At 66.5% G+C, this 19608-nt stretch carries 24 protein-coding genes and 1 tRNA gene; 17 read left to right on the forward strand and 8 right to left on the reverse strand.

Features of this window, described 5'->3' with window-relative positions; genetic code table 11:
• The 3 genes from VQ042_RS10930 to VQ042_RS10940 all read left to right on the forward strand — a co-directional run.
• Positions 1 to 656, forward strand: a 656-nt coding sequence (locus tag VQ042_RS10930) for a hypothetical protein (RefSeq protein ID WP_331819083.1), incomplete at its 5' end; no start/stop codon positions are given.
• Between the two features lie 229 nt (positions 657 to 885).
• Positions 886 to 1326, forward strand: a complete 441-nt coding sequence (locus tag VQ042_RS10935) for a hypothetical protein (protein WP_331819085.1) — start codon at positions 886 to 888, stop codon at positions 1324 to 1326.
• On the forward strand, positions 1323 to 1763 hold the full coding sequence (locus VQ042_RS10940; RefSeq protein ID WP_331819087.1) for a hypothetical protein: 441 nt from the start codon (positions 1323 to 1325) through the stop codon (positions 1761 to 1763). Before VQ042_RS10935 ends, VQ042_RS10940 begins: the two co-directional genes overlap by 4 nt.
• A 646-nt stretch (positions 1764 to 2409) precedes the next feature.
• Here VQ042_RS10940 and VQ042_RS10945 read toward each other — a convergent pair.
• Positions 2410 to 2499: transfer RNA gene (locus VQ042_RS10945), tRNA-Ser, on the reverse strand.
• 346 nt (positions 2500 to 2845) lie between these two features.
• On the opposite strand from VQ042_RS10945, the gene VQ042_RS10950 reads away from it, so the two are divergent.
• The 4 genes from VQ042_RS10950 (at position 2846) to VQ042_RS10965 (ending at position 6159) form a co-directional block, all read left to right on the forward strand.
• Complete coding sequence (locus VQ042_RS10950) at positions 2846 to 3139, forward strand: hypothetical protein (RefSeq protein WP_331819089.1); 294 nt, start codon at positions 2846 to 2848, stop codon at positions 3137 to 3139.
• A 38-nt stretch (positions 3140 to 3177) separates the two neighbouring features.
• Complete coding sequence (msrA, locus tag VQ042_RS10955; RefSeq protein ID WP_331819092.1) at positions 3178 to 3849, forward strand: peptide-methionine (S)-S-oxide reductase MsrA; 672 nt, start codon at positions 3178 to 3180, stop codon at positions 3847 to 3849.
• Between the two features lie 229 nt (positions 3850 to 4078).
• Complete coding sequence (locus tag VQ042_RS10960; RefSeq protein ID WP_331819094.1) at positions 4079 to 5074, forward strand: BMP family lipoprotein; 996 nt, start codon at positions 4079 to 4081, stop codon at positions 5072 to 5074.
• Positions 5075 to 5217: 143 nt separating this feature from the next.
• Positions 5218 to 6159 (forward strand): nucleoside hydrolase, encoded by a 942-nt coding sequence (locus VQ042_RS10965; protein ID WP_331819096.1) that lies wholly within the window; start codon positions 5218 to 5220, stop codon positions 6157 to 6159.
• Positions 6160 to 6175: 16 nt separating this feature from the next.
• Here the strand turns inward: VQ042_RS10965 and VQ042_RS10970 are convergent, their stop codons facing one another.
• Together VQ042_RS10970 and VQ042_RS10975 are read right to left on the reverse strand one after the other, a co-directional pair.
• Positions 6176 to 6397: a SlyX family protein gene (locus VQ042_RS10970; RefSeq protein ID WP_331819098.1), complete on the reverse strand. Its 222-nt coding sequence runs from the start codon at positions 6395 to 6397 to the stop codon at positions 6176 to 6178.
• Complete coding sequence (locus VQ042_RS10975; RefSeq protein WP_331819100.1) at positions 6394 to 6846, reverse strand: acyl-CoA thioesterase; 453 nt, start codon at positions 6844 to 6846, stop codon at positions 6394 to 6396. Before VQ042_RS10975 ends, VQ042_RS10970 begins: the two co-directional genes overlap by 4 nt.
• Positions 6847 to 7007: 161 nt before the next feature.
• Here VQ042_RS10975 and VQ042_RS10980 point away from each other — a divergent pair, with 161 nt between their 5' ends.
• Genes VQ042_RS10980 through deoA form a run of 8 tightly spaced genes read left to right on the forward strand, consistent with a single transcriptional unit; the run spans position 7008 to position 14366 of the window.
• Complete coding sequence (locus VQ042_RS10980) at positions 7008 to 8540, forward strand: ABC transporter ATP-binding protein (RefSeq protein WP_331819102.1); 1533 nt, start codon at positions 7008 to 7010, stop codon at positions 8538 to 8540.
• Positions 8537 to 8974, forward strand: a complete 438-nt coding sequence (locus VQ042_RS10985; protein WP_331819104.1) for a VOC family protein — start codon at positions 8537 to 8539, stop codon at positions 8972 to 8974. The genes VQ042_RS10980 and VQ042_RS10985 overlap by 4 nt, the downstream gene beginning before the upstream one ends.
• A gap of 7 nt (positions 8975 to 8981) precedes the next feature.
• Positions 8982 to 10124 (forward strand): ABC transporter permease, encoded by a 1143-nt coding sequence (locus VQ042_RS10990; protein ID WP_331819106.1) that lies wholly within the window; start codon positions 8982 to 8984, stop codon positions 10122 to 10124.
• Positions 10124 to 11092, forward strand: a complete 969-nt coding sequence (locus VQ042_RS10995; protein ID WP_331819108.1) for an ABC transporter permease — start codon at positions 10124 to 10126, stop codon at positions 11090 to 11092. Before VQ042_RS10990 ends, VQ042_RS10995 begins: the two co-directional genes overlap by 1 nt.
• 2 nt (positions 11093 to 11094) lie before the next feature.
• Positions 11095 to 11490 (forward strand): cytidine deaminase, encoded by a 396-nt coding sequence (locus tag VQ042_RS11000; protein WP_331819110.1) that lies wholly within the window; start codon positions 11095 to 11097, stop codon positions 11488 to 11490.
• A complete protein-coding gene (locus VQ042_RS11005; RefSeq protein ID WP_331819112.1) occupies positions 11487 to 12293 on the forward strand; it encodes a purine-nucleoside phosphorylase in 807 nt (268 codons plus the stop codon). The genes VQ042_RS11000 and VQ042_RS11005 overlap by 4 nt, the downstream gene beginning before the upstream one ends.
• A complete protein-coding gene (gene deoC, locus VQ042_RS11010) occupies positions 12286 to 13047 on the forward strand; it encodes a deoxyribose-phosphate aldolase (protein WP_331819114.1) in 762 nt (253 codons plus the stop codon). Before VQ042_RS11005 ends, deoC begins: the two co-directional genes overlap by 8 nt.
• Positions 13047 to 14366 carry a thymidine phosphorylase gene (gene deoA / locus VQ042_RS11015; protein ID WP_331819116.1) on the forward strand — a complete coding sequence of 440 codons (1320 nt, stop codon included), beginning with the start codon at positions 13047 to 13049 and terminating at the stop codon, positions 14364 to 14366. Before deoC ends, deoA begins: the two co-directional genes overlap by 1 nt.
• Positions 14367 to 14379: 13 nt before the next feature.
• Here deoA and VQ042_RS11020 read toward each other — a convergent pair whose 3' ends face one another.
• From VQ042_RS11020 to VQ042_RS11040, 5 genes are all read right to left on the reverse strand, one after another.
• Positions 14380 to 14919 (reverse strand): retropepsin-like aspartic protease family protein, encoded by a 540-nt coding sequence (locus VQ042_RS11020; RefSeq protein ID WP_331819118.1) that lies wholly within the window; start codon positions 14917 to 14919, stop codon positions 14380 to 14382.
• A 136-nt stretch (positions 14920 to 15055) separates the two neighbouring features.
• Positions 15056 to 15685 (reverse strand): uracil phosphoribosyltransferase, encoded by a 630-nt coding sequence (upp, locus tag VQ042_RS11025; RefSeq protein WP_331819120.1) that lies wholly within the window; start codon positions 15683 to 15685, stop codon positions 15056 to 15058.
• A gap of 33 nt (positions 15686 to 15718) precedes the next feature.
• Positions 15719 to 16765, reverse strand: a complete 1047-nt coding sequence (locus VQ042_RS11030) for an adenosine deaminase (protein ID WP_331819122.1) — start codon at positions 16763 to 16765, stop codon at positions 15719 to 15721.
• A 2-nt stretch (positions 16766 to 16767) separates the two neighbouring features.
• Complete coding sequence (locus tag VQ042_RS11035; RefSeq protein ID WP_331819124.1) at positions 16768 to 17961, reverse strand: phosphopentomutase; 1194 nt, start codon at positions 17959 to 17961, stop codon at positions 16768 to 16770.
• A 138-nt stretch (positions 17962 to 18099) separates the two neighbouring features.
• Positions 18100 to 18564 carry a pilus assembly protein N-terminal domain-containing protein gene (locus VQ042_RS11040; RefSeq protein ID WP_331819126.1) on the reverse strand — a complete coding sequence of 155 codons (465 nt, stop codon included), beginning with the start codon at positions 18562 to 18564 and terminating at the stop codon, positions 18100 to 18102.
• 237 nt (positions 18565 to 18801) lie between these two features.
• On the opposite strand from VQ042_RS11040, the gene VQ042_RS11045 reads away from it, so the two are divergent.
• Both VQ042_RS11045 and VQ042_RS11050 read left to right on the forward strand, forming a co-directional pair.
• On the forward strand, positions 18802 to 18987 hold the full coding sequence (locus VQ042_RS11045) for a Flp family type IVb pilin (RefSeq protein ID WP_331819128.1): 186 nt from the start codon (positions 18802 to 18804) through the stop codon (positions 18985 to 18987).
• Positions 18988 to 19084: 97 nt separating this feature from the next.
• On the forward strand, positions 19085 to 19597 hold the full coding sequence (locus VQ042_RS11050) for an A24 family peptidase (RefSeq protein WP_331819130.1): 513 nt from the start codon (positions 19085 to 19087) through the stop codon (positions 19595 to 19597).
• The last annotated feature ends 11 nt before the right edge of the window (positions 19598 to 19608 follow it).

The following is a 19608-nucleotide window of genomic DNA, read 5'->3' on the forward strand; positions in this document are numbered from 1 at the left end:
AAAAGCCGCTGACCCACCTTGCGGCCGCGCTCGATCAATTTGCAGCCCAAGCAAATGCCGCTGATGCCACCCTCAAAACCGATGCGCGAAACGAGCGCGTCCGCACATGTGCCGGCGGAACCCTCGCATCAGCCGTTCAAAGTGTGGCCGCGAGCGTTAGGGCCGAAAACGCGGCCATCGCGGCTGCCAACGCAACGGCGATGGCCCCCATACCCGGGTGCCCGACGCTTTACGGAGAGTTTCGGTCGGTCTTCAAAGCGATGTCGCCATCTGAGCAGGGTCGCTTCGTCCAGTCTGCCAACGTGCAAATGACGAGTGCCGTTTTACAGGCGGGCAGGGAGGCGTATCCTGATCTCCCTACCGCTCTTTGGGACGCCTTGGTCGAGCGCCACCTGCTTGTGGGGCATATACACCGCAGCGGGATGCAGGCGGCTTACCAGCGCCGTCCTACGCTCGACGATCCCGTAGCAGTTGGACCGGACGAAGCGGCTGCGCTCGAAGCGGCTCGCGCGGCTCTTGCTAAACACAATGCCCGCCAAGAAACAGTCGCCGCGTCCAGGCATCTTCTCAGAAGCTTGTGTTCAGCCGTCGCCATGGCGGCAGGCCTCCAAACCAGTCAGGAGGCCTTTGATCTCCTGATGGGTGGTAAATCGTGATCCGCCGTGGCCCGCAGCTTCCCAGCACGGTTGCTCTGCCTACGCGGGAGGTGGTGACGAGCGCAGAGCTTGGAGCGGCGCTTGGAGCGTCGAAGCAGTTGCTTTGCAATTGGCGACGCGTCCACGGCCTTCCTCGCTGCAAACGCGTCGGATGGGCGTCCTATACGCGGACGGCTGATCTTGCGGCTTGGCTGCATTCTCGCGGCGTCCCCGTCCAATGGGTGTAGCGATGGACGGACGGGACGCCTCAGGGCGATTCACACCGGGAAACGGAGGCCGGCCCGTAGGGGCTCGTGGTAAAGCCCCCCGCCAGCTACTGAGCGCCATCCGCACGATGGGGCCGGTTGCGGTCGAAAGGCTCTGGCGAGCTGTCCATGCCGGGGAGCGTTGGGCTATCGAATGTGTCCTGACGCACATTTTGCCTCGGGATCGCACAATAGAGTTCGACGCAGTAACGGCTGCGGACATTCGGGAAGCACTCGCGTCGGGAGACCTGTCCGCAAGCGAGGCGAGCAATATAGCTACTGCGCTTGCAAAGCTTCATGAACTCGAAATTGCTGAAAGATCGAAGCAGGCTCAAAATGTCACAATAGACACCGAAATTTATGTCGGTGACGGTGACGAAATCGCAGCGGAAAAATACCGGCTGTTTTTGGAGAATGGTCAATGACCGACATCTATATAGTTGAAAGTCAAAAACTTGTGATCTTGATCCAAGATGGAAGGATGAGAGAAATATTTTATATCAGACGAAAATATTTCTCAAAAGATGTCACGTACGTTAATCGCGTCAGCGCGGATTTCTGTGAACGCAGTTATGCTAAAGACGGCATAATTCATCTATGCCCGATAGACGTTGTAAATTTGTTTGTGTGGCTTTTTTATTCGTTCCCGGAAGCAAGGCTCCGAAAAAAGCTCAGAGAGATTTTTGCAGGTTCATTGCACATAGAGGCTGTTTTGAATGCGATCTGCTTTGCTACAAACCCAAAGGCACCGAAACGCCCGCCAGTTGGAGAGGACCGGTATTTCGCGAATTGGGTTGCCCAGTCCGACCCTGAGTTCGGCCTGCTTCGCGATGGATTGCGACAAATCCAAAGCTATCACTAGCCTCCACAATCGGACTGGGACATTCCCTCTACATATCGCTTAGCTGACGGCCATTAGTTCTGGGAAGGGTTGAAACCCCACGCCGCTACACGTGTCAAACACCGGCTCGCCAACACCGGACACAATCCCGTCTCGGAAACTCACTGCTACGGTTTTGACGCCGATGTATGCTCCGAAGCTGTTTTTCGCATTCATCCTAACGCAAACGCCCGGAGCACTTCCGCCATTTATTGCTCCTACAAAAATACTCGTAGGAGCTGAAATCTCGGCGTCTCTCACGCTGTAAGGGTCCTTCATCGTCTTTCTGAAATATGAAACCACCTGCGAACGGTAGTTGTCAGGCACCTGACTTGCCAGCGCTCTGTCGGTTTCTGGCGATCTCGTCTGACATCCGGTTAATGCGAGGCCAGCAAGCAGCGCGATTGCGATTGATCGTTTCATCGAAATTCCCAAATTGCGAACCCGTAGAGCCTTCCGTTGGTGGCCCGTACCAATTAGCTTTTGAGCACATCACTGGCAGGGCAACAAGCATGCTGCGGATTGCATCGGGTCGTCACTAGCCGTCAAGAACGGTCAGTCAGGTCAGCGCAAACTGGTGAGTGGCATTCTTGCAATGCCTAGTAAATATAGGGTTCTGGGGGTTGAATGGCGGTGAGAGAGGGATTCGAACCCTCGATACGGTTTCCCGTATACACGCGTTCCAGGCGTGCGCCTTCAACCACTCGGCCACCTCACCAGATGTTCGATCTACGGACGGGCGGTCTGGCCGTCTGTGCCGCCTGAAGGGCGACCGGCCCGGAGCGCACCAAATCAGTGCGTTCGCGGGCCTCTCGAACGGCGCGGACTATAGCCAGAACGCCTCGCGGTTCAAGAGCCGATTTCGCCAATCCGTGATCGGGGGTTCCCGCGGCCGAGATTGCGCCGGCACGCCGATGCCCCCACCTATGGTGGGCTGGCCCACCGAATATGATAGAATGACCGGAAATGCGCGCTTCGCGCCGGTGCCCGACGCCGGGACGGGCAAGTGACGGCGAAGGCGCGTGACGGCCGCCGATGACGATGATGTAAGGTGACGACGAACGATGCGATTGCTGCTGCGCCTGATCGGAACGATGTGTCTGGCCATCTGCGTGGTCTTCGCCGTCGGCGACATCGCCCGCAGCCTCGCTGCCGAGACGACCCGGCTGCTGACGGTGAGCGAGGCGCTGATACTCATCGGCGCCAGCCTTCCGACGGCGCCGGACAGCGCGACGCTGGCGGTGGTGACCAGCGAGGTGGGCCGCTGGCCGGTCGCGATAACCACGGGCGTCGCTGGGCTGGTCCTTCTCGTCCTCGGCCGGACACCCCGATCCCGGCGCCGGCAGTCGCTGCGGTGAGCGCGCGATTCGCAGACAGTTTCAGCTAGGAGCAGACCATGTATATTCTCGACATGTTTTCCAAGAAGATGAAGCTTCCCGGCAAGGACGAGGCATTGCCCGGCCGCGACGCGCCGATCGAGACCGCCGAGGCACATTTCGTCAATGGCGCGTCCCTGAAGGGGCCGTTCGCCGAGGGGCTGGAAACCGCGATCTTCGGAATGGGCTGCTTCTGGGGCGTCGAGCGCAAGTTCTGGCAGCTGCCGGGCGTCGTCGTGACGGCCGCGGGCTATGCCGCGGGCTCGACGCCGAACCCGACCTATCAGGAGGTCTGTACCGGCCAGACCGGGCACAACGAGGTGGTGCTGGTCGTTTTCGACCCGGCGCGGATCAGCTACGAGGCGTTGCTGAAGACGTTCTGGGAAGGCCACGACCCGACCCAGGGCATGCGCCAGGGCAACGACATGGGCACCCAGTACCGCTCGGGCATCTATCTGACCTCCGAGGACCAGCGCGAGGCGGCAGAGGCCTCGAAGGCGGCCTATCAGGCGGCGCTGCAGGCGGCCGGCCACAAGGGCACGATCACCACCGAGATCCGGCCCGCCGGCGAATTCTATTATGCCGAGGGGTATCACCAGCAATATCTGGCGAAGAACCCGAGCGGCTATTGCGGCGTCGGCGGCACCGGCGTGTCCTGCCCGGTCGGCCTCGGCGCCGAAGCGGCGCAATAGCACGGCCCAGCAGTCTGGTCCCGCTGTGTGTCGGCCCGGCCGGACGGCGTGCCTCCCAAACCGCGGTGAGGGAGCCGACCGCCGTGGCTTGGGTTCACGGATGGTCGGCCGGATTCCGCGTGATTTCCGGCAGCGACCATGTCAGTCTTTGCTGCAGACGCGGGGTCTGCCGCCGGCGCCGGGGCTTCGGCCTCTCGCGTCCGCCCATCTGCAACAGGGATCGGATCACATGAAACAGCTCCTGGCCGGACTTCTGGCCGCCACGCTTCTCTCGGCTTCCGCCGCATCGGCTGCCGATTTCGCCCCGGCGGTCCTCTACGATCTCGGCGGCAAGTTCGACAAATCCTTCAACGAGGCCGCCTATAACGGCGCCGAGAAGTACAAGGCCGACACCGGCACCGAATATCGCGAATTCGAGATCACCAACGATGCCCAGCGCGAGCAGGCGCTGCGCCGCTTCGCCCGTGACGGCGCCAATCCGATCATCTCGGTTGGCTTCAGCCAGGCCGCGGCGCTGGAGGCGGTCGCCGCGGAATATCCCGACACCCAGTTCGCGATCATCGACGCCGTCGTCGACGCGCCCAACGTGCAGTCGATCCTGTTCAAGGAAGAAGAGGGCTCCTATCTCGTCGGCATTCTCGCGGCGATGAAGTCCGAGACCGGCACGGTCGGCTTCGTGGGCGGCATGGACATCCCGCTGATCTCGAAATTCGCCTGCGGCTATGCCGGCGGCGTCAAGTCGGTCACCGCGGATGCCAAGGTGCTGGAAAACATGACCGGCACGACCGGCGCGGCCTGGAACGATCCGGTTCGCGGCGGCGAACTGACCAAGTCGCAGATGGACCAGGGCGCGGACGTGATCTTCCACGCCGCCGGCGGTACCGGCATCGGCGTGCTGCAGGCGGCGGCCGACGCGGGCAAATTCGGCATCGGCGTCGATTCCAACCAGAACATGCTGTTTCCCGGCCACGTGCTGACCTCGATGGTCAAGCGCGTCGACACGGCCGTCTACACGACCTTCGAGGACGCGGCGAAGGGCGAATGGAAGCCCGGGGTGGTGACGCTGGGCCTGGAGAATGACGGCGTCGGCTATGCCCTCGACGAGCACAATGCCGATCTGATCACCGACGAGATGAAGGCCGCCGCCGACCAGGCGCGCCAGGACATCATCGACGGCAAGATCGAAGTGCACGATTACAGCACCGATTCCAGCTGCCCCTACTGATCCCGCAGGTCTGATTGCGGCGAAGGCGTCCCGCTCGCGGGGCGCCTTTTTCGTTGACGCGGCGCACGGGAGCACCGGGCCGCTTTCGCCGCCGCCGGCGCGGTGCTATCGCCGGCGGCGGCGAACGGCGGGAGACAGGCGCGATGCCCCAGAAAGTGATCTTCGACACCGATCCCGGCCAGGACGACGCCGTCGCGATCCTGACCGCGCTCGCCTCGCCGGAGGAACTGGACATTCTCGGCATCGTCACCGTGGCCGGCAACATCCCGCTGTCGCTGACGACGAAGAACGCGCTGAAGCTGCTGGAACTCGGCGGCCGCCGGGACATCCCGGTCCATGCCGGCTGCGAGCGGCCGATGCTGCGCCCGCTGGTCACCGCCGAGCATGTCCACGGCCAGACGGGCCTCGACGGGCCGGATCTGCCGGAGCCGGCACTGGCGGCGCGGGGCGGCCACGGCGTCGACTTCCTGATCGAGACGGCACGCGCCCATCCGGCAGGCACGATCCGGCTGCTGGCGCTGGGGCCCCTGACCAATCTCGGCGTCGCCTTCACCAAGGCGCCGGACATCGCCGCGCGGCTGCAGGACATCGTGCTGATGGGCGGCGGCTGCTTCGAGGGCGGCAACATCACCCCGGCGGCCGAATTCAACATCTATGTCGACCCGGAGGCCGCCGCGATCGTCTTCGCCAGCGGTGCGGCGATCACCGTCCTGCCGCTCGACGTGACCCATCTCATGCGTTCGACCCGCGCGCGGATCGCCGGCTTCGGCGGTCTCGGCAATCGCTCGGGCGCAGCGGTGGCGGCGATGCTGAATTTCTCCGAGCGCTTCGACGTGGAGAAATACGGCTGGGAGGGTGCGCCGCTGCACGACCCTTGCGTCACCGCCTTCGTGCTGCGGCCGGAGATCTTCACCGCCCGCGCCGTCAATGTGGAGGTCGAGACGGCGAGCCTTCTGACCCGGGGCATGACGGTCTGCGATTACTGGGGCGTCACCAACCGGCCGAAGAATGCCCATTGGGTGCGCTCGGGCGATGCGGATGCCTATTTCGCCCTGCTGACCGAGCGGGTCGCCCGGCTGCCCTGAACCGCGACGCTGCCGCTCAGTAATGCGGCGGCTTGGTGTTTTCCGGCCGGGGCGCGGCAACGTCCTCCAGCGCCTCGAAGCGATCGCCCAGCGAGCGCAGGCTGCGCTGCATCCGCTCGATGGCGGCCGAGGCCCGCTGCAGTTCCTCCGACAGATCCTCGATCATCTGGGCCTGGTGGGCCGCCATGATCTCCAGATCCTCGATCCGCTTCTCGTTGCCGTCGTCGGTGTCGCTCATGTGGTCAGCTCCAGAAGCCTGTTGCGCAGCCGGTCGTCGAGCGGCGCCGGGCGGCGGGTGTCGCGATCGACATAGACATGGACGAAGAACCCCTCCGCCGCCGCGGTCTCGGCCTCGCCGCGAAACAGTCCGATCTCGTAGCGGACCGACGATGTGCCCAGACGGCCCACCCTTATGCCGGCCGTGACGGGGTCGGGAAAGGCCAGTTCGGCGAAATAGCGGCAGCCGGTCTCGACCACCAGGCCGATCCGGGCGCCGCGATGGATGTCGAGAAGGCCCGCGGCGATCAGCCAGCCGTTCACCGCACTGTCGAACAGGGCGTAGTGCACGACATTGTTCATGTGGCCGTAGATGTCGTTGTCCGACCAGCGCGTGGTCAGGGGCACGAAGGCCCGGTAGGCCTCGCGCCGCCCGGGCGCCGGTCTCGGCTCTCGCTCCGTCTCGCGCATCGGCCTGTCGTCCTCCCCTTCCGCTTGCCGACTCATCCCGTATGCGTGCCGCGAACGCAACGCCCGACCGGAGTTGCGACCCGCTCGGCCAACCGGCTGGTCAAGGGGACCGGCGCTCTCTAAGGTCTGCCGAACGGCGTCAGTCAGTCCAGAGTATGTGCATGCCCGATCCGGCGATCGAACTGATCGACATCGACAAGAGCTTCGGCGCGGTGCGGGCCAACAGGCGCATCAATCTGGCGGTGGAACGCGGTACGATCCACGGCATCATCGGGGAAAACGGCGCCGGCAAGTCGACGCTGATGTCGATCATCTACGGCTTCTACCAGGCCGATTCCGGACAGATCAGGGTCGGCGGCAAGCCGGTGCAGATCACCGACCCTAACGCCGCCATCGCGGCGGGGATCGGCATGGTCCACCAGCACTTCATGCTGGTCGAGAACTTCACCGTGGTCGAGAACGTCATGCTCGGCGCCGAGCAGTCGCCGCTGCTGTTTTCCGGCATTGCCAAGGTGCGGGCCGAGCTGAAGCGGCTCGAGCGCGACCATTCGCTCGACGTGGATCCCGACGCCATCGTCGAGGAGCTGCCGGTCGGCCGCCAGCAGCGGGTGGAAATCCTCAAGGCGCTGTATCGCGGCGCCGACATCCTGATCCTCGACGAGCCGACCGGCGTCCTCACCCCGGCCGAGGCGGACCACCTCTTCGCCGTGCTGCGGCAGCTGCGCGACGAGGGCAAGACGATCATCCTGATCACCCACAAGCTGCGCGAGATCATGGCGATCACCGACAATGTCTCGGTGATGCGGCAGGGCGAGATGGTGGCGACGCGCCGGACCGGCGACACGACGGTCGCCGAGCTGGCCGAGCTGATGGTCGGGCGCCGGGTGCTGCTGACCGTCGACAAGGCCGCGGCCGCGCCGCGCGACGTGAAACTCGACGTCCGGAACCTGACGGTGCGCGACCGGCGCGGCGTCGTCATGGTCGAGGACGTTTCCTTCGACGTGAAAGCCGGCGAGATCGTCGGCATCGCCGGCGTCGCGGGCAACGGCCAGTCGGAGCTCCTGGAGACGCTGGCCGGCATCCGCCGGGCCGAAAGCGGACGGATCGCCATGCTGGGGCGCGACATCGATCCCTCGCAGGAGGTCGATCCGGCCGAGATCCGGCGGATGGGCTGCGCCCATGTGCCGGAGGACCGGCACAATATGGGCCTCGTCCTGCCCTTCGAGGAGAACGAGAACGCCATTCTCGGCTACCAGCGCGACAAGCGCTATGCCAGGGGCCTGCTGCTCGACCGGAACGCGATGCGCGCCGACGCCAGGGCCAAGATCGAAGCCTACGACATCCGTCCGCCGGACTGCCGGCTGAAGACCTCGAACTTTTCCGGCGGCAACCAGCAGAAGATCGTGCTCGCCCGCGAGATGGAGCGCGACCCCGACGTGCTCCTGATCGGGCAGCCGACCCGCGGCGTCGATGTCGGGGCGATCGAGTTCATCCACCGGCGCATCGTCGAGATGCGCGACGCCGGCAAGGCGATCCTGCTCGTCTCGGTCGAGCTCGACGAGATCCGCGCCCTGTCCGATCGCATCCTCGTCATGTTCGATGGCCGCATCGTCGGCGAGCGCAGTCCGGACGCCGAGGAGGGCGAGCTGGGATTGCTGATGGCCGGCATCGAGAACCGGGTGGCCGCGGAATGAACGCAGCGCGCATCTCTCTGGTCACGCTCGGCGTCGAGGACGTGGCTCGCGCGGTCGCCTTCTACGCGGCGCTGGGGTGGGAGGCCTCGCCGGACAGCGTCGAGCGCACGGCCTTCATGCTGGGCGAGGGGGTCGTCCTGTCGCTGTGGAACCGCGACGACATGATCGCCGATGGCGGGGAGGGCGATCTGCCCCCGGGTTCCGGCTCGATGGCGCTGGCCGTCAATTTCGAAGCGCCGGAAGCCGTCGACGCCTTCTACGCCCGTGCGCTCAAGGCCGGGGCGGCTGCGGTCAAGCATCCGCAGAAAGCCTTCTGGGGAGGCTATTCCGGCAATTTCCGCGATCCGGACGGCCATCTCTGGGAGGTCGCCCACAATCCCTTCTGGCGGCTCGACGATGCCGGCCGGGTGATACTCCCACCCTTCAAGGACTGACGCATCGATGAGCCGGCCCTATACCAAGCTGCCACCGCTGATCGACTATGGCCTGATCCCGCTGATCAATCTCGTCGTTGCCTTCGCCGTCGCAGGACTCGTGGTCCTCGTCGTCGGCGAAAGCCCGGTGGAGGCGGCCGCGCTGATGATCCGCGGTGCCTTCGGCTATGGCGAGGGGATCGGCTTCACCCTCTATTACGCCACCAGCTTCATCTTCACCGGACTTGCCGTCGCCGTCGCCTTCCATGGCGGGCTGTTCAACATCGGCGGCGAGGGGCAGGCCTATCTGGGCGGGCTCGGCGTCGCCGCGGTGGCGCTGACCCTCGGCGGTCTCCTGCCCTGGTGGCTGAACCTGCCGCTGGCCATCGCGCTGTCCTGCGCCTTCGGCGCGGCCTGGGCCTTCATCCCGGCGATCCTGCAGGCCAGGCGGGGCAGCCACATCGTCATCACCACCATCATGTTCAACTTCATCGCCGCCGCGCTGATGGTCTATCTCCTCGTCGGCGCGCTGAAGCCCGCCGGCACCATGTCGCCCGGGACCGGCACCTTCGAGGCCGGCGCGCAGCTTCCCAAGCTGAAGGAGCTGTTCGCGCTGTTCGGCTTCAATCTCGGCGGGGCGCCACTCAACGTCTCGCTGTTCGTGGCGCTGGCCGCCGCCTTCCTCGTGTGGGTGCTGATCTGGCGCACGCGGCTCGGCTACGAGATCCGCACGCTCGGCTTCTCGCCGCGTGCCGCGCGCTATGCCGGCATGTCCGAGACGCGGCTGATCGTCGTGACCATGATGGTGTCCGGGGGGCTGGCCGGCATGATGGCGCTGAACCCGGTGATGGGCGACCAGTACCGGCTTCTGATCGACTTTCCCGGCGGTGCCGGCTTCGTCGGCATCGCCGTGGCGCTGATGGGGCGCGGCCATCCGGCCGGGATCATTCCCGCCGCGATACTGTTCGGCGTCCTCTACCAGGGCGGGGCCGAACTCGCCTTCGACATGCCGGCCATCTCGCGGGACATGATCGTCATCATCCAGGGGCTCGTCATCCTGTTTGCCGGCGCGATGGAGAACATGTTCCGACCCGGCGTCGGCGCGGCCTATCAATGGGTGCGGTTCCGCACGGCGGAGCCGGCGGGCACCGATGTCGAGGAAACCCGCTGATGGATGCCGGCGCCTGGATCAACGTCATCGATTCCACCATCCGCCTGTCCACGCCGCTGCTCTTTGCGGCGTTGGCGGGGCTCTATTCGGAGCGCTCCGGCATCTTCGACATCTCGCTGGAAGGCAAGATGCTGATCGCCGCCTTCGCCTCGGCCTCGGCCGCCGCGGTGTGGGGCTCGGCCATGCTAGGCCTCCTGGTCGGCGTCCTCGCCGCAACCGGCTTCTCGCTGATCCACGGCCTCGCCTCGATCACCTATCGCGGCAACCAGATCGTCTCGGGCGTCGCTATCAACTTCATCGCCGCGGGGCTCACCATCATCCTGGGCCAGGCCTGGTTCGCCCAGGGCGGGCGCACGCCCAGCCTCCTGGGCGATGCCCGATTCGGCGCGATCGACCTGCCTTGGGCGGCGGCCATCGCCGACGTGCCGGTGATCGGCCCGATCTATGCCGACATCCTGTCCGGCCACGCCATCCTCGTCTATGTCGCCTTCCTGATGGTGCCGCTGACCTGGTGGGTGATGTTCCGCACCCGCTTCGGCCTGCGGCTGCGGGCGGTGGGCGAGAACCCGGCGGCGGTCGACACGGCCGGCATCTCGGTGACCTGGCTGCGCTACCGGGCGGTGATCATCTGCGGCATCCTCACCGGCTTTGCGGGCAGCTATCTGGCGATGGCCCAGGCCGCGGGCTTCACCCGCGACATGACCGCCGGCAAGGGCTACATCGCGCTCGCGGCGCTGATCTTCGCCAACTGGAAACCGCTGCCGGTCATGCTGGCCTGCCTGCTCTTCGGCTTTCTTGATGCCATCTCGATCCGCGTCCGGGGTGTTGAGATCCCGCTGATCGGCGAGATTTCTGTGCAGTTCGTGCAGGCGCTGCCCTACATCCTCACCGTCATCCTGCTGGCCGGCTTCGTCGGCAAGGCCACGCCGCCCAAGGCCGGCGGCGTTCCCTATGTGAAAGAAAGATAGCCATGGCGGACGACCTCTTCGCGCGGGCGAAGTCCGCGATGCGGCGCGCCCACGCGCCCTATTCGCGGTTTCCGGTCGGGGCGGCATTGCGCACCACCGACGGGCGCATCTTTGCCGGCTGCAATGTCGAGATCGTCAGCTTTCCCGAGGGATGGTGCGCCGAGACGACGGCGATCGGCCATCTGGTCATGGATGGCGGCGGGCGGATTGCCGAGATCGCGGTGGTCGCCGAGAAGCTGCCGCTCTGCACACCCTGCGGCGGCTGCCGGCAGCGCATCGCCGAATTCGCCGATGCGGCGACGCGGGTGCATCTGTGCGATGTCGACGGCGGCGTGCGGGAAACCGTGACCATGGGCGAGCTCCTGCCCCGCGCCTTCGACACCGAGAGCCTGGCATGAACGCGGCCGCCAATTATCTGCGATACCGCCTGGGCGAGCGCCGCCCGGTCGCGGCCATGGTGCTGGGCTCGGGCCTGGGGCTCCTGGTCGAGGCGATGGAGGACACCCTGCGGGTACCCTTCGCCGAGATTCCCGGCTTTCCGGTCAGCGCGGTGACGGGCCATGCGGGCGAGGTCGTGGCCGGGCGGCTCGGCGGCCGCGACATCCTCGTCCTGTCGGGCCGCGTGCATTATTACGAGGCCGGCGACGCGGCGGTGATGCGCCCGGTGATCGCCGCGATCGCCGATCTCGGCATCGACCGGCTGCTGCTGACCAATTCGGCCGGGTCGGTGCGCCAGGACATGCCACCGGGCTCGGTGATGATGATCGAGGACCACATTGCCTTTTCCGGCCTGAATCCGCTGATCGGCGAAGCCTCGGAAGGCCGTTTCGTCGGCATGACCACCGCCTATGACGCGGCGCTGCGAACCCGCCTGGCAGAGGCGGCCGAGACCGTCGGCGAGACGCTGTTCGGCGGCGTCTACATGTGGTTTTCCGGCCCGTCCTTCGAGACGCCTGCCGAGATCCGCATGGCGCGCACGCTCGGGGCCGACGCGGTCGGCATGTCGACGGTGCCGGAAACCATCCTGGCGCGGTTCTTCGGCCTGCGGGTCGTCGCTGCGTCGGTGATCACCAATTACGGGGCCGGCATGACCGGCGCCGAACTCTCCCACGGGGAGACCAAGGACATGGCACCGAGGGGCGGGGCACGGCTCGCGCACATCCTCGGAGCCATGCTGGAACATGGAGGCTTCGATGACTGACGCCGAACGGCAGGCACGCGCGCGGCGATTGATCGCCTGCCTCGACCTGACCAATCTCGACGAGGACTGCACCGAGGCCGACGTGGCGGCCCTGTGCGATCGGGCGGCAACGCCGGAAGGCCCGACCGCGGCGATCTGCATCTGGCCGCGTTTCGTCGCCTTCGCCCGCGACCGGCTCGACCCGGCGATCCGGATCGCGACGGTGGTGAACTTTCCGGCCGGCGGCGAAGATGTCGACGCGACGGTCGCCGAGACCCGGGTGGCGGTCGCCGATGGTGCCGAGGAGATCGACCTCGTGATCGCCTATCGGCGCATACCGGCCGATCCTCATTTCGTCGAGACGCAGGTGCGGCAGGTGAAGGCGGCCTGCCTTACGGCGCGGCTGAAGACCATCCTGGAGACCGGCGAGATCGGTGATCCGGAGGCGATCCGCATGGCCTGCCAGGCCGCGCTCGACGGCGGGGCCGACTTCCTGAAAACCTCGACGGGCAAGGTCGCCGAGAGTGCGACGCCGGTCTCTGCCCGGCTGCTTCTCGGCGCCATCGCCGATTCCGGGCGCGAGGTGGGGTTCAAGCCGGCGGGCGGCATCAGGCGCTTCGAGGACGCCAACACCTATTTCGAGCTGGCGGAGGCGATCTGCGGCCCGGGCTGGACGACGCCGGAGCGGTTCCGCATCGGCGCATCCAGCGTGCTGACCGATCTGCTGGCCGTGGCGAGCGGCAAGGCGCGGGCCGGCGAGACGGCCGGCTACTGATGGCCTTCCTGCCGCAGGAAATCATCCGCGCCAAGCGGGACGGGGCGGCGCTCGATCCTGCCGACATCAAGGCCTTCATCGCCGGGTTCGACGATGGCCGCGTCACCGAGGGACAGGTCGCCGCCTTCGCCATGGCGGTGTTCTTCCAGGGCATGACGCGCCTCGAGACCGTGGCACTCACCGAGGCGATGCGCGACAGCGGCGACACGCTCGACTGGTCCGATCTCGACCGCCCGGTGGTCGACAAGCACTCGACCGGCGGCGTCGGCGACAATGTCTCGCTGATGCTGGCGCCGATCGTGGCCGCCTGCGGCGCAGCCGTGCCGATGATCTCGGGCCGCGGGCTCGGCCATACCGGCGGCACGCTGGACAAGATGGAGGCGATCCCCGGCTATTGCGTCACGCCCGACAATGCGACGTTCCGGCGGACGGTGCGCGAGACCGGCTGCGCGATCGTCGGCCAGACCGGCCGGTTGGCGCCGGCGGATGGGCGATTCTACGCCATCCGGGACGTGACAGCGACGGTGGAATCGATCCCGCTGATCACCGCCTCGATCCTGTCCAAGAAGCTCGCGGCCGGGCTCCAGGGACTGGTGCTCGACGTCAAATGCGGTTCCGGCGCCTTCATGGCGCGGCCGGAAGACGCCGAAGCCCTGGCCAGGAGCCTGGTGGGCGTCGCCCAGGGCGCGGGCCTGGAGACCACGGCGCTGATCACCCGCATGGACCAGGCGCTGGCTTCGGCGGCTGGTAACGGCGTGGAGGTGCGCAACGCCGTCCGCTTCCTGGTCGGCGACCAGCGCGACCCGGCCCTCGAAGCGGTAACGCTCGCGCTGGCGGCGGACATGCTGGTGCTCGCGGGTCTTGCCTCCGATCTCGACGAGGGCGGGCGGAAAGCACGAGCCGCTCTTGAGGAGGGGCGTGCGGCGGAGGTCTTTGGCCGAATGGTCGCAGCGCTTGGCGGGCCTTCGGATTTTGTCGAGCGGATGGAATCGCATCTGCCGCAGGCGCCGGTCATCCGGCCGATCCCGGCCATGGCCGGGGGAAGGATCGCGGCCGTGGACGCCCGCCGGCTGGGGCTGGCCGTGGTGGCACTCGGCGGCGGGCGCACGCGGCCGCAGGATGCGGTCGACCACGCCGTCGGCCTGTCGGAGCTGCTGCCGATCGGGCGGGTTGTCGCAGCCGGCGACCCGCTCGCCATGGTCCATGCCCGAGACGCGGCCGCGGCGGAGGCGGCCGCCGAGATGGTCCGTGACGCCTATGGCCTGGGCGAGGGAAGCCCGTACGGGAACGGGCCGGTGGTCATCGATCGCATCGGCTGAGCGATGCCGGCCGCTATTGCCTGAGGGTCAACCGGCCGGCGTCGATCTCGACCCCATCCAGACGGCCGAGGAAGCTCATGCCCAGAAGCGCGACGGGCAGCGTGCCGTCGCGGGTGACCAGCGTGTCGACGTCGCGCAATTCGATCGGGCCCAACTGCAGGCGGGCCACGGTGACGAGAGCCGCCCGCGTCTCGCCATTGGCCGTCTGCACCCGGTGGCGGTATGCATCGAGCTGCGGTGCCACGCCGAGCCGGCGGGCCGTGGTCTCGTCGATGGACACGAAGGTGGCGCCGGTATCGACCAGGACCGGGACGGAGCGGCCGTTCATGCGCGCAGCGGTCCGAAAATGGCCGCCCGCATCGGCGGACAGTCGCGCGACACGCCCGGACAGGCCCGACGCGCGGGGCTCGATCGCTGCATCCATGATCGCCGGCGCGGGGTCGACGGTCTCCACCTGGCCCGACAAAAGGCTGGCCCGATAGCGCTCGAACGCCGACGGGATGGTCAGTGCGACCATCGAGGTCACGGCGAGAATGATGAGGACGTTCTGCATCTGGCGGTCCGACCCTTTGCGGATGGGTCGGACATTGTGGGGGCACCGGGGTTAACCCGGCGCGAATCCGCGAAGCGCGCGCGCCGTGGATCTCCCCGAGCGGTTGCCGAACGGTTAAGATCGGCTGGCTTGAAGCCTATTTGGTGCCGTACATGCGGTCGCCGGCATCGCCGAGACCGGGGATGATGTAGCCCTTGTCGTTGAGGTGGCTGTCGATCGCCGCGGTGAAGACCGGCACGTCCGGGTGGGCGTCGCAAAACCGCTCGATGCCCTCGGGCGCGGCCAGGAGGCACAGGAACCGGATGTTCCTGGCGCCGCGCCGCTTCAGATTCTCGATCGCCGCGATGGCGGAATTGGCCGTGGCCAGCATCGGGTCGACGACGATGACGAGGCGGTTTCCCAGATCCTCGGGCGCCTTGAAATAGTATTCGACCGGCTGCAGCGTCTCGTGGTCGCGGTAGAGCCCGATATGGGCCACGCGCGCGGCCGGCACCAGGTCGAGCATGCCTTCCAGGAGGCCGTTGCCGGCCCGCAGGATCGAGGCGAAGACCAGCTTCTTGCCTTCCAGGACCGGAGCGTCCATCGGCTCCATCGGCGTCTCGATCCTGATTGTCGTCAGGTCGAGATTGCGTGTCACCTCGTAGCAGAGGAGCGTCGAGATCTCGCGCAGGAGCCGGCGAAAGCTCGCCGTCGACGTCTCCTTGTTGCGCATGATGGTGAGCTTGTGCTGGACCAGCGGGTGGTCGATCACGGTGACGCCGTCCATGGGGCCTCGCTTTCTGGCTGATTTGGCTTCTGCTTAACCGGACGATGGCGGCGCGCCAAGGGCGATCGCCGAGACCACGAGGCGGTCGAGGAGATGCTGCCGGGTTGCACCGTCGACGAAGGCGGCCTCGATGGCGTTGCGGGTGAAGCCGAGGCGCTCGCCCGGCCCGAAGCCCGCAGCGGCCGCAAAGTCATATTCGGCCGCAAGATCGGTGTCGAAGAAGGGCGGGTCATCGGCGTTCAGCGTCACCCGGCACCCGGCCTCGACGAGCCTGCGGAGCGGGTGCGAGGCCGCGTCGGGATAGACGCCGAGGGCGAGGTTGGAGCCGGGGCAGATCTCCAGGACAATCCCCTTGTCGGCCAGCATGCGCACGACATCCGGCGCTTCGATCGCGCGCACGCCATGGCCAATCCGGCTCGGCTTGAGGATCCTGGCCGTCTCGCGCACATTCTCGGCGCCGTCGAACTCGCCGGCATGGGCGGTCAGGCCGAGACCGGCGTCGCGGGCGATGTCGAAGGCCCGAGCGAAGTCCTGCGGCCGCTCGATCCTCTCGTCCCCGGCCAGGCCGAAGCCGGTGAGCAGCGGCTCGTGCACCGCGTTCGCCGCGGCAAAGCGAGCGGCGGCCTCGACGCGGTCGGCACCCAGATGGCGCACGCCGACGACGATCATCCGCGCCTCGATGCCGGTCGTGCTTGTCGCCCGGCGCACTCCGTCGGCGAGGCCCGCCAGATAGGCTTTGCCCGGCATGCCTGCGCCAGCGGCGTGGTCGGGAGAGATGAAGAACTCGGCATAGACCGCGCCCGAGCGGGCCAGGACTGTCAGATGATCCTCGGCGAGGCGGGCATAGTCGGCCGCATCCCGGAACACCAGGGAGGCACGGTCGTAGACGGCGAGGAAGCTGGTGAAATCATGCCAGACATAGGCGCCGTCGCGGATGATGCCGCCGACGTCGATGCCGTGTTTCCCGGCCAGTTCCAGGACGAGCGCCGGTCGGGCGGCACCCTCGATGTGGCAGTGGAGCTCGGCCATCGGCACCTCGCCGCCGCGCCCGGCGCGGGCGAGGGCAGGGTTGGCCGCCATGCTCAAAGAAAGCTCTCGCCGTGGCGCCCCGCGGGCAGGCCGAGATGCGCCGCGATGCTCTCGCCGATATCGGCGAAGGTCTCGCGGCGTCCGATGGCGCGGGGGGCAACGCCCGGTCCGAAGCCCAGCACCGGCACCGTCTCGCGGGTATGGTCGGTGCCGCGGAAGGTGGGGTCGCAGCCGTGATCGGCGGTGATGATGGCGAGATCGCCTGGCCGCAACCGCGCCTCCAGTTCCGGCAGGCGCGCATCGAACGCCTCGAGCGCGGCGGCATAGCCGGCGACGTCGCGCCGGTGGCCGTAGAGCATGTCGAAATCGACGAAATTGGCAAACACGATATCGCCGTCGCCCGCATCGTCGATCGCGCCCAGCATGGCATCGAACAGCGCCATGTTGCCGTCGCCCTTGCGCACGTCCGAGATGCCCTGATGGGCGAAGATGTCGCCGATCTTGCCGATGGCGATGACCCGGTGGCCGGCGTCGACGGCGCGGTCGAGGATGGTCGGCTCGGGCGGCGGCACCGAATAGTCGCGGCGGTTGCCGGTGCGGCGGAAGGTTTCGGCGGTCTCGCCGACGAAGGGACGCGCGATCACCCGCCCGATATTGAGGGGGTCGACGTGTCGCCGTGCCACGGCACACAGCGCGTAGAGCCGGTCGAGGCCGAAATGGGTCTCGTGGGCGGCAATCTGCAGCACGCTGTCGGACGAGGTATAGAAGATCGGCTTGCCGGTCGCGATGCTCTCCTCGCCGAGCGTGGCGATTATCGTCGTGCCGGAGGCATGGCAGTCGCCGAGAATGCCGGGAATGTCGGTGTCGTCGGCGATCTGCCGGATCAGCGAATCGGGAAAGGCCGGCACCGTGCGCGGGAAATAGCCCCAGTCGAAGGTCACCGGCACGCCGGCAATTTCCCAATGGCCGGACGGGGTGTCCTTGCCGCGGGAGACTTCCTCGGCGCTGCCCCACAGGCCGGCTGGCGATCCGTCGCCATCGCGCCCGGCGGCGTGGAAGAGGCCGAGCCGTTGCATGTTCGGCAGGCTGAGCGGGCCCTGCCTGACCCCGGCAAGGTCGGCGTCGCCGGCTTCGGCGCGGTCGAGAATATGGCCGAACGTGTCGGCCCCTGCGTCACCGAACGCGTCGGCGTCCCTGGCATGGCCGATCCCGAAGGAATCGAGGACGATCAGAACCGCGCGCGTCAAGCTTGTCTCCATGACCCGTTAGCCGGCCCGCCTGGCGCCGGCTGTCCGGTGCCGGCGTGCATACGGTCACGCAGATAGTCGGGGTGGCGACGATTCACAGGGGAAGCCGGGCCTGGCGCCGGCAAAAGCAGCGCCGTGCTACTGCTTGGCGGCATCCATCGCCATGCCCTGGCGCTGGGCATATTGCTGGGCGGCCTGGCCGAAGCTTTCGTCGTTGTCGCCGATGGTGACCGTCGGCTCGCATTTGGGAGCGCAGGCATAGGTGACGCGGCTCGCCTGGCGATAGACGCGCACGGTGTTGTCCTCGAAGCTCTGCACCGCGACCTGCTGGTCCATGATGACATCACCATCCGCATTGAGAATGACGAGGTTGGTGATGCCGTAGCTGCGACCGGTGAGCACGAGGCGGTTCGAGGAGAGGACCGCGACGTCGACGATTGCCGGGTTGCCGACAATCACCGTGGCAGCCGGGTTGTCGATCTGCACGATCCGCGCATGGTCGACCTCGACCGGAAGAACGCCGGTACCGTCGAAGGCGCTTGCGGTGGCGCATGCAGCGAGGACAATCGTCGCAGCCAGTGCGGCGCAAGGGTAGCTGGTCATGTGGCTCATCCCGATCTGCTGCTGGAATCCTCTCTCTTGATAGCCCGGTCTTGGTAAACGCCGGATTAAGCTGCAACCCAAGTAAAGGTGACAATTTTAAGCAAGAACTGAAGGGAAAATAAACCACGCAGCTTAAGAGGATCGCAACCGGACGCCCTTACAAATGGGCCATCCGATCGACGAAGCTGTCGACGGGGATGCTGCTTCAAACGGTTTCTGGAAAACAAGGAGTTCCCAATGTCCAAGCTTTTCGCTCGCTTCGCCAAGGACGAGTCCGGCGCGACCGCCATCGAATACGGCCTCATCGCCGCGATCATGGCCGTTGCTCTCATCGCTGCCTTCCCGTTCGTGACCGGCGGTCTCACCACCTCCTTCACCAACATCGGCACGATGCTCGACTCGACGCCTTCCACCATCAACTAATCGCGCTGCATCTCGCGGTGATGCCGCGTGATTTCAAGATCATCAGGACCGGGACGGAGCGCCTGCTTCGCCCGGTCCTGGATACTGGAGTAGGCGCGTGACGGCCCTTGCGATCCTCGTCATCTTTCCCTTCGCCATGCTCTACGCAGCCGCGTCGGATCTGGTGTCGATGACGATTTCCAACCGCGTCTCCATTCTCCTCGCCCTGGCCTTTCCTGTCGTCGCCTATGCGGCCGGCATGGCGCCCGGCGCGATCGGCGCCCATCTGGGCGTTGGCCTGGTGTGCCTGACCGTCGCCTTCGGCATGTTCGCCGCGGGCTGGATGGGCGGCGGCGACGCCAAGCTCCTGGCCGCCACCGCCGTGTGGTTCGGCCCGACCACCGCGCTCCTGGAATACTTTCTCTTCACAAGCATCTATGGCGGGCTGCTGACCGTCGGTCTGTTGACGGTTCGGAACTTCGTCCAGCCCGTCACCGGCGTCGACTTCGTCGATCGCCTGCTCGACGGCGAAACCGGCATTCCCTACGGAATCGCCCTCGGCCTTGCCGGACTGACCGTCTATTCCGGCAGCGTCTGGATCGACATTGCGGCACGCACCGCCGCGTTCTGAGGGGCGTTCGT

It is taken from the genome of Aurantimonas sp. A2-1-M11 (assembly GCF_036549475.1).
In the GTDB taxonomy this organism is placed as follows: Bacteria; Pseudomonadota; Alphaproteobacteria; order Rhizobiales; family Rhizobiaceae; genus Aurantimonas.

What these genes read in the sequence shown, in the direction of transcription:
- VQ042_RS10935 (WP_331819085.1), top strand. Translation starts at nt 886, where the DNA reads ATGGACGGACGGGACGCCTCAGGGCGATTCACACCGGGAAACGGAGGC.
- VQ042_RS10940 (WP_331819087.1), top strand. Translation starts at nt 1,323, where the DNA reads ATGACCGACATCTATATAGTTGAAAGTCAAAAACTTGTGATCTTGATC.
- VQ042_RS10950 (WP_331819089.1), top strand. Translation starts at nt 2,846, where the DNA reads ATGCGATTGCTGCTGCGCCTGATCGGAACGATGTGTCTGGCCATCTGC.
- msrA (WP_331819092.1), top strand. Translation starts at nt 3,178, where the DNA reads ATGTATATTCTCGACATGTTTTCCAAGAAGATGAAGCTTCCCGGCAAG.
- VQ042_RS10960 (WP_331819094.1), top strand. Translation starts at nt 4,079, where the DNA reads ATGAAACAGCTCCTGGCCGGACTTCTGGCCGCCACGCTTCTCTCGGCT.
- VQ042_RS10965 (WP_331819096.1), top strand. Translation starts at nt 5,218, where the DNA reads ATGCCCCAGAAAGTGATCTTCGACACCGATCCCGGCCAGGACGACGCC.
- VQ042_RS10970 (WP_331819098.1), bottom strand. Translation starts at nt 6,397, where the DNA reads ATGAGCGACACCGACGACGGCAACGAGAAGCGGATCGAGGATCTGGAG.
- VQ042_RS10975 (WP_331819100.1), bottom strand. Translation starts at nt 6,846, where the DNA reads ATGCGCGAGACGGAGCGAGAGCCGAGACCGGCGCCCGGGCGGCGCGAG.
- VQ042_RS10980 (WP_331819102.1), top strand. Translation starts at nt 7,008, where the DNA reads ATGCCCGATCCGGCGATCGAACTGATCGACATCGACAAGAGCTTCGGC.
- VQ042_RS10985 (WP_331819104.1), top strand. Translation starts at nt 8,537, where the DNA reads ATGAACGCAGCGCGCATCTCTCTGGTCACGCTCGGCGTCGAGGACGTG.
- VQ042_RS10990 (WP_331819106.1), top strand. Translation starts at nt 8,982, where the DNA reads ATGAGCCGGCCCTATACCAAGCTGCCACCGCTGATCGACTATGGCCTG.
- VQ042_RS10995 (WP_331819108.1), top strand. Translation starts at nt 10,124, where the DNA reads ATGGATGCCGGCGCCTGGATCAACGTCATCGATTCCACCATCCGCCTG.
- VQ042_RS11000 (WP_331819110.1), top strand. Translation starts at nt 11,095, where the DNA reads ATGGCGGACGACCTCTTCGCGCGGGCGAAGTCCGCGATGCGGCGCGCC.
- VQ042_RS11005 (WP_331819112.1), top strand. Translation starts at nt 11,487, where the DNA reads ATGAACGCGGCCGCCAATTATCTGCGATACCGCCTGGGCGAGCGCCGC.
- deoC (WP_331819114.1), top strand. Translation starts at nt 12,286, where the DNA reads ATGACTGACGCCGAACGGCAGGCACGCGCGCGGCGATTGATCGCCTGC.
- deoA (WP_331819116.1), top strand. Translation starts at nt 13,047, where the DNA reads ATGGCCTTCCTGCCGCAGGAAATCATCCGCGCCAAGCGGGACGGGGCG.
- VQ042_RS11020 (WP_331819118.1), bottom strand. Translation starts at nt 14,919, where the DNA reads ATGCAGAACGTCCTCATCATTCTCGCCGTGACCTCGATGGTCGCACTG.
- upp (WP_331819120.1), bottom strand. Translation starts at nt 15,685, where the DNA reads ATGGACGGCGTCACCGTGATCGACCACCCGCTGGTCCAGCACAAGCTC.
- VQ042_RS11030 (WP_331819122.1), bottom strand. Translation starts at nt 16,765, where the DNA reads ATGGCGGCCAACCCTGCCCTCGCCCGCGCCGGGCGCGGCGGCGAGGTG.
- VQ042_RS11040 (WP_331819126.1), bottom strand. Translation starts at nt 18,564, where the DNA reads ATGACCAGCTACCCTTGCGCCGCACTGGCTGCGACGATTGTCCTCGCT.
- VQ042_RS11045 (WP_331819128.1), top strand. Translation starts at nt 18,802, where the DNA reads ATGTCCAAGCTTTTCGCTCGCTTCGCCAAGGACGAGTCCGGCGCGACC.